Source organism: Streptomyces sp. TLI_55, assembly GCF_900206255.1.
Taxonomy (GTDB): domain Bacteria; phylum Actinomycetota; class Actinomycetes; order Streptomycetales; family Streptomycetaceae; genus Streptomyces; species Streptomyces aquilus.
Genome location: NZ_OAOJ01000001.1, coordinates 1 through 15,108, shown reverse-complemented (window position 1 = coordinate 15,108; position 15,108 = coordinate 1). Strand labels below are relative to the sequence as shown.

The 15,108-nt window shown below is 68.0% G+C and carries 11 protein-coding genes and 3 pseudogenes; 9 read left to right on the top strand and 5 right to left on the bottom strand.

The genetic code is table 11. From position 1 onward, the window contains the following. Positions 1-479: 479 nt before the first annotated feature. The 6 genes from CRP56_RS00075 to CRP56_RS00050 all read left to right on the top strand — a co-directional run bounded on the left by CRP56_RS00075 (position 480) and on the right by CRP56_RS00050 (position 6,883). The gene (locus tag CRP56_RS00075; protein WP_097259394.1) at positions 480-1,790 is read left to right on the top strand and encodes a cellulose binding domain-containing protein; all 1,311 of its coding nucleotides are present in this window, start codon (positions 480-482) and stop codon (positions 1,788-1,790) included. Between the two features lie 20 nt (positions 1,791-1,810). Beyond that, a complete protein-coding gene (locus CRP56_RS00070; RefSeq protein WP_257039933.1) occupies positions 1,811-2,983 on the top strand; it encodes a cellulose-binding domain-containing protein in 1,173 nt (390 codons plus the stop codon). A gap of 193 nt (positions 2,984-3,176) precedes the next feature. Continuing rightward, positions 3,177-4,673 (top strand): cellulase family glycosylhydrolase, encoded by a 1,497-nt coding sequence (locus tag CRP56_RS00065; protein ID WP_097259392.1) that lies wholly within the window; start codon positions 3,177-3,179, stop codon positions 4,671-4,673. Positions 4,674-4,872: 199 nt separating this feature from the next. Next, positions 4,873-5,058, top strand: coding sequence for a hypothetical protein (locus CRP56_RS48120; RefSeq protein ID WP_257039932.1), 186 nt, complete (start codon positions 4,873-4,875; stop codon positions 5,056-5,058). A gap of 220 nt (positions 5,059-5,278) precedes the next feature. Next, positions 5,279-5,746 (top strand): hypothetical protein, encoded by a 468-nt coding sequence (locus CRP56_RS00055; protein WP_097259391.1) that lies wholly within the window; start codon positions 5,279-5,281, stop codon positions 5,744-5,746. A gap of 279 nt (positions 5,747-6,025) precedes the next feature. Then, positions 6,026-6,883 carry an acyl-CoA thioester hydrolase/BAAT C-terminal domain-containing protein gene (locus tag CRP56_RS00050; RefSeq protein ID WP_257039931.1) on the top strand — a complete coding sequence of 286 codons (858 nt, stop codon included), beginning with the start codon at positions 6,026-6,028 and terminating at the stop codon, positions 6,881-6,883. Positions 6,884-6,930: 47 nt separating this feature from the next. Here CRP56_RS00050 and CRP56_RS00045 read toward each other — a convergent pair. Beyond that, a pseudogene (locus CRP56_RS00045) lies at positions 6,931-7,677 on the bottom strand (IS5 family transposase). Positions 7,678-8,371: 694 nt separating this feature from the next. Between CRP56_RS00045 and CRP56_RS00035 the strand changes: the two are divergent. Then, the gene (locus CRP56_RS00035; RefSeq protein ID WP_097273530.1) at positions 8,372-8,878 is read left to right on the top strand and encodes a hypothetical protein; all 507 of its coding nucleotides are present in this window, start codon (positions 8,372-8,374) and stop codon (positions 8,876-8,878) included. 61 nt (positions 8,879-8,939) lie between these two features. On the opposite strand, the pseudogene CRP56_RS00030 reads toward CRP56_RS00035, so the two are convergent. From CRP56_RS00030 to CRP56_RS00020, 3 genes and pseudogenes are all read right to left on the bottom strand, one after another. Beyond that, positions 8,940-9,798: pseudogene (locus CRP56_RS00030) on the bottom strand (IS5 family transposase). A 619-nt stretch (positions 9,799-10,417) separates the two neighbouring features. Next, positions 10,418-11,530, bottom strand: coding sequence for an alkene reductase (locus CRP56_RS00025; RefSeq protein WP_097259389.1), 1,113 nt, complete (start codon positions 11,528-11,530; stop codon positions 10,418-10,420). A 112-nt stretch (positions 11,531-11,642) separates the two neighbouring features. After that, entirely contained in the window at positions 11,643-12,989 is a 1,347-nt protein-coding gene (locus CRP56_RS00020; RefSeq protein ID WP_097259388.1) for an aldehyde dehydrogenase family protein, read from the bottom strand. 174 nt (positions 12,990-13,163) lie between these two features. Here CRP56_RS00020 and CRP56_RS00015 point away from each other — a divergent pair, with 174 nt between their 5' ends. After that, positions 13,164-14,087, top strand: coding sequence for a helix-turn-helix domain-containing protein (locus CRP56_RS00015; protein WP_097259387.1), 924 nt, complete (start codon positions 13,164-13,166; stop codon positions 14,085-14,087). Between the two features lie 139 nt (positions 14,088-14,226). Here the strand turns inward: CRP56_RS00015 and CRP56_RS00010 are convergent. Then, positions 14,227-14,834 (bottom strand): annotated as a pseudogene (locus tag CRP56_RS00010) (TetR/AcrR family transcriptional regulator). Positions 14,835-14,922: 88 nt separating this feature from the next. Between CRP56_RS00010 and CRP56_RS00005 the strand changes: the two are divergent. Then, positions 14,923-15,108, top strand: a 186-nt coding sequence (locus tag CRP56_RS00005; protein WP_257039930.1) for an SDR family NAD(P)-dependent oxidoreductase, incomplete at its 3' end; no start/stop codon positions are given.

The following is a 15,108-nucleotide window of genomic DNA, read 5'->3' as shown; positions in this document are numbered from 1 at the left end:
CCTGTTCTAGGAGCCGGCGAGGGTGATCTCCGCAGCTCGACTGATCCAGAGGATCCCCCGGTCCGTGCACGCTCCCGTGAGCCCCGACGCTGGGTCGGTGTCACCGGCCGCCGAGGGTGCGATGTCCAGCGCCTCCACTGAGGGCCATTCCGAACTGCCCCGAACAAGTGGCGCCGGTAGAAACTCTGACACCTGCTCAAGTGGCGAGAGTTCGGGGGATTGCGCAGGACTGCTGAGCACCGCGGTCCGGGCCGCGACGAGGGCCGGGCACGCGCTCCAGCCCACGCCCCAGCCCGGACACGGCGAAACTCGACAGAAACGCGACCCCTTGTCAGGGGCATGGCCCTCTTCTACAGTCCCGGATACGGAGACTGTGGGAGCGCTCCCACGAGGAGGTGCTCCAGCGCTCACTCCCCTCACTCCGAGAGGGGTCCCACACGAACGTCACGGCGCCCCGTCCCGAAGAAGGCGGACCCCCCATGCAGCTTCTTTCGATCCACCGCTCGCCCGCCCGAAAGCGCATTGCTGTGTTGCTGGCAGCACTTTGCTGTGCCGCGTTTCCCGTCGTGGCCGCGGCCGCCCAGCCGTCCATGGCGAGCGCCGCCGCCACTGAGGTCCTGGGCAACGCGACCCATTTCGACGGGCTCGGGAGCCCCTACGGCGGCTGTGGTCTGCCGCAGCGCGAACTGGACAGCCAGGACTTCGTGGCGCTCAACGTGTTCAACACACCCGGCGACTACTCGGGCTCCTACCCGCGCCCGGTGCCGGACTCAAGGGCACCGATCAAGGGTGCTTTCGACAACGGCCGCAACTGCGGCCGCTGGGTCAAGGTCACCATCGGGGACTACTGCTCCGGCACCAACGACGGCGCCCCTGGCCAGCCCTTCTGCCGCAACGGCTCCTGGGTGGCCGACAAGTACAACGGCGCCACCCTGACCATGCTCGTCGCGGACAGCTGTGCCGATTCCAACGCCTGGTGCCGGGACGACCCGAACCACCTCGACCTGGCGACCGATTCCCTCAACCGCTTCCGGATCGGCGGCACCCCCGTGGGGGCGATGTACCCGGACCGCTGGAACAACCGTCATGTCTCCTGGAGCTTCGTCCCGGCCCCGGACTACAGCGGCGACATCCGTATCGGCTTCCTCAGGGGAGCCCAGCGGTACTGGCCCGCCATCGCCGTCTCCCATCTGCCCAACGGCGTCCACGGCATCCAGTACCTGAAGAACGGCACTTGGACCGACGCCACCATGAACAGCGACATGGGGCAGTCCTATGTCATCGGCGCGACGGCCTCCGGCGGAAGCGACTTCACCATACGGATCCGCGACGCCGCCGACGCCTGGCTGGGCGGCGGCCGTACGTACTCCTTCTCGCTGCCCTCGGGCTGCGCGGGAGGATGCGCGCAGGACTACACCGCCGTCCCCTACGCCACTGACACCTCTGGAGGGACACCGCCTCCCACTCCCGCGCCGAGCCCCTCCGGCGACACCGCCTGCACGGCGCAGTGGAAGCTGACCGGCTCATGGCGGGGCGGGTACCAGGCCGACGTCACGGTCACCAACACCGGGTCCGGGCCGATCACCGGCTGGTCGGTGCACCACACCCTGCCGGGCGGTGTGACCGTGGCGAACCGCTGGAACGCGGTGGTGGATCCGTCCCGCCCCGCCATCACCGTGCACAACACCTCCTACAACGGCTCCCTGGCGCCGGGCGCATCGACGACCTGGGGGATGACGCTCAGCGGCGACGACCGAGACCTCGGCACCCTCCTCTGCACCGTGTCCTGACTCCCGTCGAGAGAGTGATCATGGCCATGACTTCATTACGCGTGCGTCGTCAGCGGCTGCAGCTGTGGGCATTGGTGCTGACCGTGGTGGCGGTTGCCCTTCCTGCCATCGCGACGTCGCGCGCACAGGGCGCGGCGACGGGCTGCACGGTCACGTACACCACCAACGAGTGGTCCGGCGGTTTCACCGCCCAGATCCGCGTCACGAATCTCGGCGCCGCCCTGAACGGCTGGCGGCTGGAGTGGGCCTACGGCGGCGACCAGCAGGTCACGTCCGCCTGGAACACGCAGGTCACCCAGTCGGGCAGCGCGGTGACCGCCGTGAACGCGGCGCACAATGCCGCGCTCGCCGCCGGCGGGTCCGTGGACTTCGGCCTCCAGGGCACCTGGCGCACCACCGACCCCGCCCCCACCGCCTTCGCCCTCAACGGCGCTCCGTGCGGCGGAACCACTACTCCGACGCCGACGCCGACGCCGACGCCGACGGCCACGGCGCCGGCCGAATGCGCCGGGGCCGGGGCGACCATCTGCTCCGACTTCGAGGACCAGACCGGCACCGTGCCCTCGGGCACCTGGCAGACCACGGCACCCGACTGCCAGGGAACGGGGAAGGTCAGCGTCGACACGTCCGTCGCCTACAGCGGCACCAGGTCGCTGCGCGTCGACGGCGGCGCCGGCTACTGCAACCACGTCTTCGCAGCCTCCACCCGCGATCTGTCCTCCGTCGGGCCCGTGGTGTACGTGCGGATGCGGGTCCGGCACACCACCGCCCTGCCCCTCAACCACGTCACCTTCGTGTCCATGCCGGACGCCTCACAGGGCGGCAAGGCGCTGCGCGTCGGCGGGCAGAACGGCGCGCTGCAGTGGAACCGCGAGAGCGACGACGCGACACTGCCGGAACAGAGCCCGGCGGGTGTCGCCCTCAGCACCCCGCTGGCAACCGGCCGGTGGCTGTGCCTGCGGTACCAGATCGACACCACCACCCAGTCCATGCGCACCTGGGTCGACGACCAGGAGATCGCCGGACTGCACGTGGACGGGGTGCCGACCCAGAACGTCGACGGACAGTGGCTCGCCCGCAGCACCCCGCCCCGCCCCACCGGCCTGCGCCTGGGCTGGGAGAGCTACGGCACCGGGGACGACACCCTCTGGTTCGACGACGTGGCCCTGGGCTCCTCACCGATCGGCTGCTGACGCCCGCATGCAACGTGCCGGGACGACAGGACCTGAACACGCGACAGTTGTCGATTCCTCGATCCGTACGGCGCGCAGCACCCGCCCGGTGGACCGGTCAACTGCCAGCCCTCGGCCTGGGCCCCTGGCCCACCCGTCCGTCAATCAGATGGGGTATCGAACTCATCGATCCCTTACGCAACAAGGAGACCAGGTGAAACGTCGTCACACCTTAATAGCCGCCGGCGCGGCCGGTGCACTGATCCTGGGTGGCCTTGCCCTCGCCACCCTGCCCGCATCGGCAGCCGCCACCGGCTGCTCGGTCGCGTACAAGGTGCAGAGCGAATGGCCGGGAGGGTTCACCGCGGACCTGGCCATCACCAATCTCGGCTCCCCCGTGCGAGGGTGGACCGCGACCTTCGACTTCCCGAACTCCGACCAGAAGGTCACCAACGGCTGGAGTGCCACCTGGACACAGTCCGGAACCCATGTGTCCGCCACCAACCTCGACTGGAACGGGACACTGGACACGGGCGGGTCGGCGTCCATCGGGTTCAACGGCGCGTGGAAGGGCGCCAATCCGCAACCCGCGTCGGTCGCCCTCAACGGCGTGACCTGCACCGGCTCGGTGACATCCCCGACCCCCAGCCCCACCACCACTGCGACCGCCAGTCCAAGCGGTCCCGCCCCGGAGCTGAAGGTCTCCGGCAACAAGATCGTCACCGCGAGCGGCAAGCCGTACCGGCTGCTGGGCGTGGACCGCTCCAGCGGTGAATACGCTTGTGTTCAGGGCAAGGGACTGTGGGACGGCGGCCCGGTCGACCAGGCTTCCGTCGACGCGATGAAGACCTGGAACATCCACGCGGTACGTGTGCCGTTGAACGAGGAATGCTGGCTCGGCCTCAACGGCTCGCCCAAGGGGACCGCTTACCAGCAAGGCGTCAAAGATTACGTCAACCTGCTGGTCGCCAATGGCATCACCCCGATCCTCGACCTGCACTGGACGCGGGGCGCCTATACCAACGGGCCGGACTGGCACTGCAAGGACGCCACCGCGACCTGCCAGAAACCCATGCCGGACGCGCAGTACGCCCCCCAGTTCTGGACCGGTGTCGCAGGCGCCTTCAAGGGCAATGACGCCGTCGTCCTCGATCTGTTCAACGAGCCGTACCCGGAGATCGCCGCCGACTGGGACAAGACCGTCGGCTGGCAGTGCTGGCGCGACGGCGGCACCTGCACGGGCCTCCCGTACGAGACGGCCGGCATGCAGGACCTGGTCGACGCGGTCCGGGCCACCGGCGCGACCAACATCCTCATGCTGGGTGGCCTCGAGTGGGCCAACGACATGCGCGAATGGCTGACGCACATGCCGAACGACCCGCTGAACAACATCGCCGCGTCATGGCATTCGTACAGCTTCAACGCCTGTGCGACAGCGTCCTGCTGGGACAGCCAGGTCGCCCCGCTCGCACAACAAGTTCCGGTCGTCATCGGTGAGTTCGGCCAGGACAACTGCGGCTTCGACTACATGCAGCAGCTGGTGGACTGGGCCGACGCGCACAACATGAGTTATCTCGCGTGGACCTGGAACCCCTGGGGCTGCAGCAGTGGTGGCGTGCTCATCAAGGACTGGGCGGGCACCCCGGAACCCGGCGTCGGAGAAGGCCTGAAGGCCCACCTGATCAGCCAAGACCCCTACTCGACCCCATAACCGAGTGCCCAGTTTCTCGCCCGGGTCGTCGACGACGAACCGGCCGGTGCGGAAATCGTGCTGGTCCCCTCCCAGCCCACCGGCTGGGCGGGACCGGACCGTACCGACACCAGTGGACGTTCTCGATCTCGTTCGGGCTGGGCCCCGGTACGTCGCGGGCGTCAGTCTCGCGCAGCCAATCGGGGCGCAGGGGGTGGCCGTGGAGATCGAGGGACCGCACGGGCTCGTCGCCGGTGCGCATCGGCTGCCGGTGAGCCTGCACGGCGCAACAAAGGGCCCCGACCATCGGCTGGCCGCCCGCTCCGGCGACGAGGTGACCGCCGACCTCAATTGGACGTCGGCGGTGCGGGCCGGCGAGTCGGGCAGTACCGAGTTGGGGAGGTAGGTCGGCATGAGGAGCATGGCGGGGTGCGTGGAGGACGGGAACCAGCGCGTGACGGTGGCAGTTCTAGGGGTGCCGGATTCGGACTCGTCCGCAGGGTGTTCCTGCTTCGGTTGCGTCTCCCCGCAGGCTCTGCAGCCCTTGTGGTCGTGCCGGGTGACGGTGACGGGTTGAGAGGATTGATGCGAGACGTCAGATTTCCTCGCGACCGACACGGAGAGCAATGTCGAAGAGACTGCCGATAGGGCAGGCCGGGGAGCGGCTTCGGCATGAGCTGAGCCGTGGGCAGCAGGCTCTGGCCGGGCTGGGTGTGGACGAGGTGTGGTTGAGGTTCGTGCGTTTTGGCTCGCAGTGCTTTGATGCGGCGAGTACTCCTGATGCGGATGGCTTGCTCTGCCAGTACGGAACCTACGCTTTCGGTGGGCCGCCTGTTTTCGTCCTGGATTTTGTCCGGCAGTTCGAGGTCTGCGATGCCGCGGGTGAGCATGACCATTACCTTCAGCTTCACTGCGAGCTGCGGTACGAACCTGTCCGTCAACTGCGTGCGCTGGGGCATTTTGAGTCGTGGTTCTTCCACGGCACGGACGAGGATCTCGACAGCTGGGCCGAGGAGCTCCGGCTGCACGGTTTCTGGTCGATCGTCCGCAACGTTCTTCCCATGGATATCAGGGTCTACCAGGAACAGGTGTGAGCGCAGCCGCGCATGTGACCTGCCCTGCGACGCTGTTCGACGACTCCGTAAGATCTGTGCCGGAGCCGTCCGGTGGCGGGAGCCTGGCGACTGCGATTCCCCGTTCTGCAGGTGGTTGGTGACGATCCGGCGACTCGAGGTGGCTGCGGAGAGCAGTGTCATCTGGGACCGCGGGTTGCCGCTGCGGGCGGCCACGGGGCCGGGTGCGGTCCGTCTGGGACGAGCGGCGAGGCTGATGAGGCTGTACTGACAGGCTGAGGCGGACTGATGGGGAGCCACGTGGATGTCGTTGAGCGCGAGCTGACCGACCCCTGGGAAGGGGTTCTGGTCGCTCCTGCCTGCGGCAGCGACATCGGCGTTGTGGTTCTGGCGGGTTCCAGCGGGCGCGTCGAACGGGAGAGAGCACGCATCCTTGCCGAGCAGGGCATGACGGCCATGGCGATCCGCTGGTTCGGCGGGCCGGGACAGCCCCCGGGCATCTGCGAGATCCCCCTGGAGATCTTCACCACCGCCGTCGACTTCCTCCAGGCCAACGGAGCGGAACGCGTCGGCATCCTGGGCATCTCCAAGGGGGCTGAGGCGGCTCTGCTCACGGCAGTGCACGATCCGCGTGTGGACGTGGTCATCGCCCTGTCGCCCACGTTCCATGTCTGGTGCAACGTCGGACCAGGCCGTGACGGCGCGCAGCACCCATATCGATCGTCCTGGACCTGGCGAGAGCAGGCGCTGCCTTTCGTCCCGATGGATGATTCCTGGACTCCCGCGGAGCCGGACAGCGGGCCGGTCGCCATCCGCGGATGGTACGAACGCAGCGCGCGGGCCTTCGCGCACCTGCTCCCTGCCGCGGAGATCCCCGTGGACAAGGCCCGGGCTGACCTCCTGCTGGTCGCGGGCGGCGACGACGCGATGTGGCCGTCCCTTCCCTTCGCCGAACAACTGGCCAGGCGCCGACGCTCAGCCGGGGCCACCGTGCGTCTGATCGCCCGTCACGATGCCGGCCACCGCCCGCGGCTTCCAGGCGAGAGCCGTGCACCGGCATCCCCGCAATTCCTGTACGGAGGCACGGCCGAGGCTGACGCCCTCTTGGGAGCGGCTGCCTGGCCCCAGATCCTCAACATGCTCCGTAGCGACGGCTGACCCTCTCGCGTGTTGACCACGTCCGACGCTTGGAGCTCGTAACACGATCATGGGCGGACCTTCTTGAGGCGTCTCCAGCAGATGAGGCCGCAGGCAAGTGGGACGAGGGCGTCGTGCAGGTCGAGGCGTCTTTCCCAGCGGACGGCCAGGCGCTTGAAGTGGTGCAGGAGCGAGAAGGTCTGCTCGACGACGTAGCGGAGCTTGCCCAGGCCCTTGGTGTTCGGGGCGCCCTTGCGGGAGATCACTTGCAAGATGCGCCGCCTACGCAGCTCGCGCCGGTTGGGGTTGCTGTCGTAGCCCTTGTCGCCGAGCAGTGCGTCGGGGCGCCTGCGTGGACGGCCTGGCTTCCCGGCGATGGGTGGGAGGCCGTCGACCAGGGCGAGGGGTCTGAGTGACGTCGTTGAGGTTGGCCGCGGTGCTGATGACCTTGAGTGGTGTGCCGTTAGCGTCGCAGATCAGGTGGTGTTTACTGCGGGTCTTCCCGCGGTCGACCGGTGACGGGCCGGTGGCATCACCCCCTTTTTTTCGCGCGGATGAGGGAGGCGTCCACGCAGGCCCGCGTCCAGTCCAGGGCGTCGGCTGGGCCGGTGGCAGCAGGTCTGTCCGGAGCCGAACCCCAGCTCCAGCGGCAGCAGTTGCCAGCTGACGTCGTTGTAGAGCACGTACAGGATGCCCTGCAGGCACAACCGGTCTTCCAGCGGCCTCGGACCTGGTGCTCTTTGTGGCCAGGGCGGCAGCAACGGCTCGATCAACGTCCAGAGGCCATCGTCCACAATCCACGGTCGAACACTCACACCCTCCCAAACGGTCGAACGCGATTCATCGGTGGCCGGGCGCCTTCCAAAGGAAGGCGATCGCGGTAGTACTCCGGCTCCAACCAGTCCTCCTTCACAGACCGGCCGCGACATCCGCACGCCACCGACCCCTGAGAGCGCAGAAGAGCACCCAGATCGGTCAGGGCGAGGGAGTCATCGGGTGTGTGCGACAAGCAACTGCCGTCTCCGGCGGCGTAGTCAAGGAGCAATTGGTGCCCCTGCTCGGGATCTCGTCCGGCCGGCGCGAAGCCCGCTAGCAAGACCTGTGGTCCTGTGACCGCGCCCAGGGCAATGCACGCCACCTTGCCCGCGTCGTAGAACACCTTCACCCCGTCGGCGAAGTCTTCCTGCTCCGTACGGATCGCCCACCCGTTTTTGCGGCTCAGACATCCAGAGTGCGTCGGCGACCTCGGCCGGGCTCATCCCGAACCGCAGTGGCCCCAGCCCGGCTCCGGGCAGCAGCTCCCAGTGCTCCCGTCCTTCACTCGCGCTCACGTGATCCGCCCCTTTACAGCGGCTAACACAATGAAGACGAAGGGTGCGCCAGCCGCACCCGCCAAACGATCGAGTGGATCTCCTGACCGCTGGGCCGCGGCGGTTGGTTGTGTTGAAGGCGGGGGTTCCCCTGTCTCTGCGCTGTACCGTCTTCGGAGACGATCACTGGAGGGGCGGGGTGACCAACGATCTTCAGTTCAGTTGGGAACTGAGTGGCAGCGGCTGGGCAACGTGCCTCATCAGGGATCGTTCTTCGGAGCGGAAGGACATCGTCAGCTACTGCACGGATGCGCTTGCCGACTTGCTTCTCGGTGTGGCGGGTCTGTATGGCCCTATGCCTGTCCAGTGTTTCTCCTTCGACCTTGAACCGGCTGAAGTGAGGTGGGTCCTGCGAGGCAGGGGCTCGGAGGTTGACGTGGCGATCTACCGCTTCCCTGACATGTCCGCGAGCTTCAACATGCCCGACCAGAAGGGCACACTGGTCTGGGCCTCTACGCAGCCGCGAGATCTTCTCAGCCACGTCGTAATGGAAGCCGCTCAGTCAGTCCTTCAGGTGCATGGCGAGGACGGCTATCGGGCGAAGTGGGTTCAGCACTCCTTTCCCATCGCTGCACTGCAAGACCTCCGCCAGCTGCACCTCCAGCACGACACGTGTGAACTGCAGCATGGTGTCGCCATTTCATAGGCCGCTGGATGCTCCGCAGAGCAGATCTGCGTCACTGCATCGCCCAGCCGCGCGATGACCTCTACCGACGGCATCGCAAAACGCCGAGCTGTCGGTGAGTGATCAGACAGCAGGCGAGTTTGAGGAAGGCTTCGTGGATGTCGGCTCGCCGTTCCCAGCGGATGCGCAGGCGTCGGAAGCCGTGCAGCCAGGCGAAACTCCTCTCCACGACCCAGCGGTAGGTGCCCAGTCCCGTGCCGTGCAGGGTGCCGCGCCGGGCGATCGCGGGCACGATACCTCGGGCGCGGACCTGGTCGCGGTAGACGTCATGGTCGTACCCGCGATCTGCGAACAGCGAGTCCGGCTTCCGGCGAGGATGACCAAGCCGACCGCGAACCGCCGGGATCGCGTCGAGCAGGGGCAGGAGTTGGGTGACGTCGTTACGGTTGCCGCCGGTCAGCAGGACCGCGAGCGGGGTGCCGTGCCCGTCGGTGATCAAGTGATGCTGGAGCCCGCTCGTCCCCGGTCGACCGGCGACGGGCCCGTGTGCTGCCCCCTTTTAGCGGCCTGACGTGCGAGGAGTCGACCACACACCGGGACCAGTCCAGACGTGCGGCCGCGTTCAGTTCGGCCAGCAGGACCTCATGCAACCGCTGCCGGACGCTGGCCTCGTTCCAGTCCCGCAGCCTGCGCCAGCACGTCATGCCCGACCCGAAGCCGAGGTCCTTGGGCAGGTACTCCCACTGGATCCCGGTGGGCAGCACGTACAAGATCCTGCACAGCACCGCCCGGTCCGGCAACGGCCTGCGACCCGGATACCGGAACCTGCGCTCACGCCGCGGTAGCAGCGGCTCCAGATGGTCCCAAAGCTCATCCGACACGATCCATGGCGACGTCCCCACACCGGGCCGAACGCTCAACTCCCGCCCTGGACACGGCAGCCAGGAGCGATCCACCTCATTGTGTTAGCCGCTGTTAACTGACCATCCCCTGTGGCCCGGCATCGCGTGCGAGAGCAACGCCCAAGGTGCCACCTGAACTGCCCGAGCGCCAACCGCTGTTCGGGGGCCGCCCGGCGGCTATGGCCGCGCCAGGGCGAACAATCCCTGCCCGGTCCCGGCCAGGATGCCGCGCCCGGTCACCGCTTGCGTCTCAAGCGGGGATGTTGTTGGGCGCGATCTCCTTGTCCATCGCCTCGCAGACCTGCCGTGCCCGCATTGGGGCGTCGGCCGCGGCGAACTGACGGATATCGGCGAGGGACTGCCTTACGGAAGGCGGACCTGGTGGATGGGCCGCCGCCGGAAGACGGTCACAGGTGGCAGCTGTGGCCGAAGGCCGCCGCGGTGGCCACGCACGAGAGCGGTGTGCTCGACGAGGTCACCGAACGCAGGCTGCTGACCAGGAACCTGCGGACCGTCAACGCCCTGACGGACTCGACGGTCCGCGAGCCGGCGATCGCCGGTGTGACCGAGGGCGCAAGGGGGCGGGCATCGTGTCGCCGGTCGGGCGCCTGTCCATGGGGGAGTGGGGCTGCCGCATGGACAGGCGTGACCGTGGGCCTCAAGCCGCTTCGAGGAAGGGGTAGTCGGTGTAGCCCTCGGCGCCCGGCCCGTAGAACAGTTCCGGCCGCGGCTCGTTCTCCGGGTGGCCGCCCTGCCAGCGCTCGACCAGGTCGGGGTTGGCGATGAGGGCCCGGCCCACGACCACGGCGTCGGCGTGGCCGGCCTCGATCTGCTGGAGCGCCTGCTCGCGGGTGGTCTGTCCCCCGAAGGGGCCGTTGTTGACGATCAGCTTGCCGTCGAAGCGCCGCCGCAGCTCCTGCACCAGGTCGCCGCCCGGCTCGGCGTGCAGTACGGAGAGATAGGCCAGGCCCAGCGGGCGCAGCTGGTCGAGCAGGGTGCCGTAGGTGGCCAGGACGTCGTCCCGGTCGGTCTCGAAGACGTCCCCGAGGTCGACCTCCGGCGAGATCCGCAGCCCGACCCGTTCGGCACCGACGGCCTGGGCAACCGCCGTGACGACCTCGACGACGAAGCGGGCGCGGTTGTGCGGCGAGCCGCCGTATTCATCGGTGCGCTGGTTGGCCGCCGGGGAGAGGAACTCCTGAAGCAGGTAGCCGTTGGCGCCGTGGATCTCCACGCCGTCCGCTCCCGCGTCAATGGCCCGGCGGGCCGCGGCGACGAAATTCTTCACGGCTGCCCGGATCTCTGCGGTGGTCATCGCTTCCGGTACGGGGTAGGGCTGCTCGCCCTTCTCGGTGAACGTCTTGTTGTCGATGGCGATCGCGCTGGGGGCGAGGATGCGGCGGCCGCCGTTGATGTCGGGGTGGGTGCCGCGGCCTGCGTGCATGATCTGCAGGACGATGCGGCCGCCCTCGGCGTGCACCGCGTCGAACACCCGCTGCCAGCCGGCCGCCTGCTCGTCGGTGGCGATGCCCGGCTCACCGACGTACCCCTGCGACGCGTGGTCGGGGTAGGTGCCCTCGGTGATGATCATTCCGACGCTCGCCCGCTGCCGGTAGTACTCGACTATCAGGTCCCCGGGGATACCGGAGGAACCGGCCCGGACCCTGGTCAGCGGTGCCATGACGATGCGGTTGGCGAGCTCGATCTTCCCGAGAGAGACGGGGGAGAAGAGTGACGGGGCGGGCGCAGCTTCTGAAGTGTTGGCAGGCATGGGTTTCTTTCTTTCTGCGGTATGGAGGGAAACGGGATGAGGGTCTGCGACGCAGGGGTCCGCGCTGTCCCGGCGGATCGGCGTGTGGGTGGTGTCGGCAGAACGCGCGAGGCTAGCCGAGCGGTACGTCCGCGACGCCCTTGAGGTGGCTGAACGTCTCGAGGGAGTACCGGCCGTGGTAGCGGCCCATGCCGCTTTCGCCGACGCCGCCGAACGGCAGGTCGGTCATGAGCAGTTGCATCACCGGCTGGCCCCAGGCGACGCCGCCGGAGGACGTCTCGTTCACCAGGCGCGACTTGGTGGCCTCGGACTCGGTGAAGGCGTAGAGAGCGAGGGGCTTGTCGCGTTCGTTGATGAAGGCGATGGCGGCATCGAGGTCTTCGACTTCGACGACGGCGATGATCGGACCGAAGATCTCCTCCCGCATGACCGGCGATGCGGGGTCGACATCGGTGAGCACGGTCGGTGCGATGAACAGGTCGTCACGGTCGTGCTGGCCTCCCACCGCCGCCCGGCCGGAGTCCAGCAGCCGGGTGAGCCGTTCGAAGTGCCGCTCGTTGATGATCCGGCCGAAGTCGGCCGAGGTCTGCGGGCTGGTGCCGAACTGGGTTTCGATCGCCGCACGAAGGGCGGGGACCAGCGCGGCGGCGGTGGCCGGGTCGGCCAGCACGTAGTCGGGGGCTACGCACTGCTGCCCCGCGTTGCCGAACTTGGCGCCGACCAGCCGCTTCGCGGTCTCCTCCACGTCGGCGTCGGGCGCCACGAAGACCGGTGACTTGCCTCCGAGCTCGAGCGTGACGGGGGTGAGGTTCTTGGCGGCTGCGGCCATGACGATCCGGCCGACCGCGCCATTGCCCGTGTAGAAGATGTGGTCGAAACGCTCTGCCAGCAGGGCCGTGGTCTCCTCGGCGCCCCCCTCGACCACCGAGAGCACGTCCGGGTCGAAGTACTCGCGCAGGAGGCGTGAGGCGACCGCCGAGGTGTGCACCGAGATCTCGCTCGGCTTGGCCACCACGGTGTTCCCGGCGGCCAGGGCGCCGATGATGGGGTCGATGAGCAGGTGCAGCGGGAAGTTCCACGGAGCGATCACCAGGACCACTCCGAGCGGGTCGTACGTGGTGTAGGCCGTGGTCGTGGGGCCGAAGTGGGCGGGAACCTCCACCGGGCGAGGCTGAAGCCAGCTCTCCAGATTCGCCAGCGTCTCGTCGATGTCGGCGACGGTGAAGTCGATCTCCTGCGTCTTCGCCTCGGCGGCGTTCTTCCTCAGATCCGCCCAGAGCGCTTCGATCAGCTCCTGCTCGTTCTCGACCAGCAGCGCCCGCAGCCGCCGCAGCTGGTCGACGCGCCAGTCCAGTCCGCGGGTGACGCCGGTGTTGAACGTCGCACGAAGGCGGCCGACCACCTCCGCGGCCGTTTCGCTCCGGTGCGTCCTCGACTCGGTCCCCTGTGTTGCGGTCATGGGGTGTGCTCCGTTCCTGATGCAAGTCACGCCCCGGCTGCCTTCCAGCCGGGCACAGTGGCCAGCGTGCTGGACGATCCGGTATTCACCCAGGTCACGGCTTTATGTACATCCGCTGTGCCTACCACTGACTGGTGCAGGCTGATGAACGTCCGACCGGGGATACTCGAAGGCATGGACGAATACCGCGAGCCGGTGCACGAGCCCGCCGACGGCGCTCTGGATCCGCGTGCCGAACTCAGCGAGTTCCTGCGCACCCGGCGGGCCCGGCTGAAGCCGGAGGACGTGGGCCTGCCGGACTTCGGACGGCACCGGCGGGTACCGGGGCTGCGCCGCGAGGAGCTGGCGCAGCTGGCCGGGGTGTCGGTGGGGTACTACACGCGCCTGGAGCAGGGCAACGGGCGGTACGTGTCGGCGGAGGTCCTCGACGCCATCGCCCGCGCACTCAGGCTGAGCGACGCCGAGCGCGCCCACCTCACACACCTGGCGAAGCCGAAACAGCACAAGAAGAGGCCGACCGGCCGCACCCAGCAGGTGCGCGGCCACCTGCGGACGCTGCTGGACACCATGGAAGGCGGCCCGGCGATACTCGTGGGGCGGCGGGGGGATCTCCTCGCCTGGAACCGAATGGCCGCGGTGGTCTTCGGCGACTGGGCCGAACTGCCCGCGCACGAGCGGAACTGGGCGCGGCTGGTGTTCCTCAGGCCCGAGTACCGCGACCTGTTCGTGGACTGGGAGCACAAAGCGAACGACGTCGTCGCTCAGCTGCGCCTGGACGCCGGCTCCCACCCGGATGACCCCCGGCTGTCCGCACTGGTGGGCGAACTCTCCGTGAAGAGCGAGGAGTTCCGGCGGCTGTGGGCCGCCCACGACATCAAGGACAAGTGCCACGGCATCCAGCGCCTGCACCACCCGCTCGTCGGCGAACTCGAGCTCCGCCTCGAGTCGTTCCATCTGGCCGATGACCACGAACAGACGCTGGCGACGTACCACGCCGAACCCAACTCGCCGTCCGCGCAGGCACTACGACTGCTGGCCAGCTGGGGCACCGACGCGACAAGGGCGGGAGCCGGGATGCCGCCGACACGCACGGCTTGACGAACAGTTGATCATCGGTGGTCGACTGCGCGCCTCGGCCCCGGCACGCGCCGTCCCGCCGACCCCGTCGCAGCGTCGGCATCCCGCGCAAGCATGTGCGCAGATCCCGGGCTGCCTGGCTGCCTGGCTGCCTGGCTGACTATGGCTTTGGCCAGCTGCCCAGCGCGAGGTTCGCGACTTGCAGCAGCTCAGGGCGGGAACTGCCACTTGCGGCCTGGACGGCGATCCCATTGGCGACTGTTCTCAGGTAGAGCGCGAGAAGATGAGGATCTGTGGAAGGCGGAAGGTCACCGGCGTCCACCGCCTGCTGAAACCGGCGCGTCAAGTGGGCTATCCCGTCCTCACGCCATGCGATGAGTGTGTCTCGGACGGGGCGGCTGTCATCCCCGGTGGCCAACGCACCCTGCACGCCAAGACAGCCGCGGGCAATCCCGGCATGGTTGCCGCCTCGACCGTCCCATGGAGTACGGCAGTAGCCACTGCCGCACTGGTGGGCTCTGCCAGAGCTCGGCCGAAGTAGGCCGTCAAGCCCTCGGTGTACCGCTCCAACGCCTTGTAGAAGAGATCTTCCTTGCTGCCGAACGCCCTGTACAGGCCGGGGCGGCTGATACCCATCGCTTCGGTGAGGTCGTCAAGGCTGGCACCCTCGAAACCCTTTGACCAGAACACCAGGACGGCACGATCGAGTGCCTCGTCGAGGTCGAACGCGCGAGGCCTGCCAGGGGGGACCGGTGTCGTCGAGGTCATTTCTTCATCCTACGCCTTCGGTACCGATCGGTACGGATGTGCTAACGTGTTTCGTACCAATCGGTACGCTATACGGAGAGGTGGCATCGTGTCACAGACCGTACTCATCACTGGTGGAACCTCGGGCATCGGCTTGAGCCTCGCGCAATCCTTTGTGGAGCTAGGGGCGTCCGTCGTCGTCTGCGGACGTTCGCAGGATGCGCTTGACCGATTCGCGCAGGCACATCCGCAGGCGCTGGTCGTGCGGGCTGATGTGACGGACGCGGTTGATCGG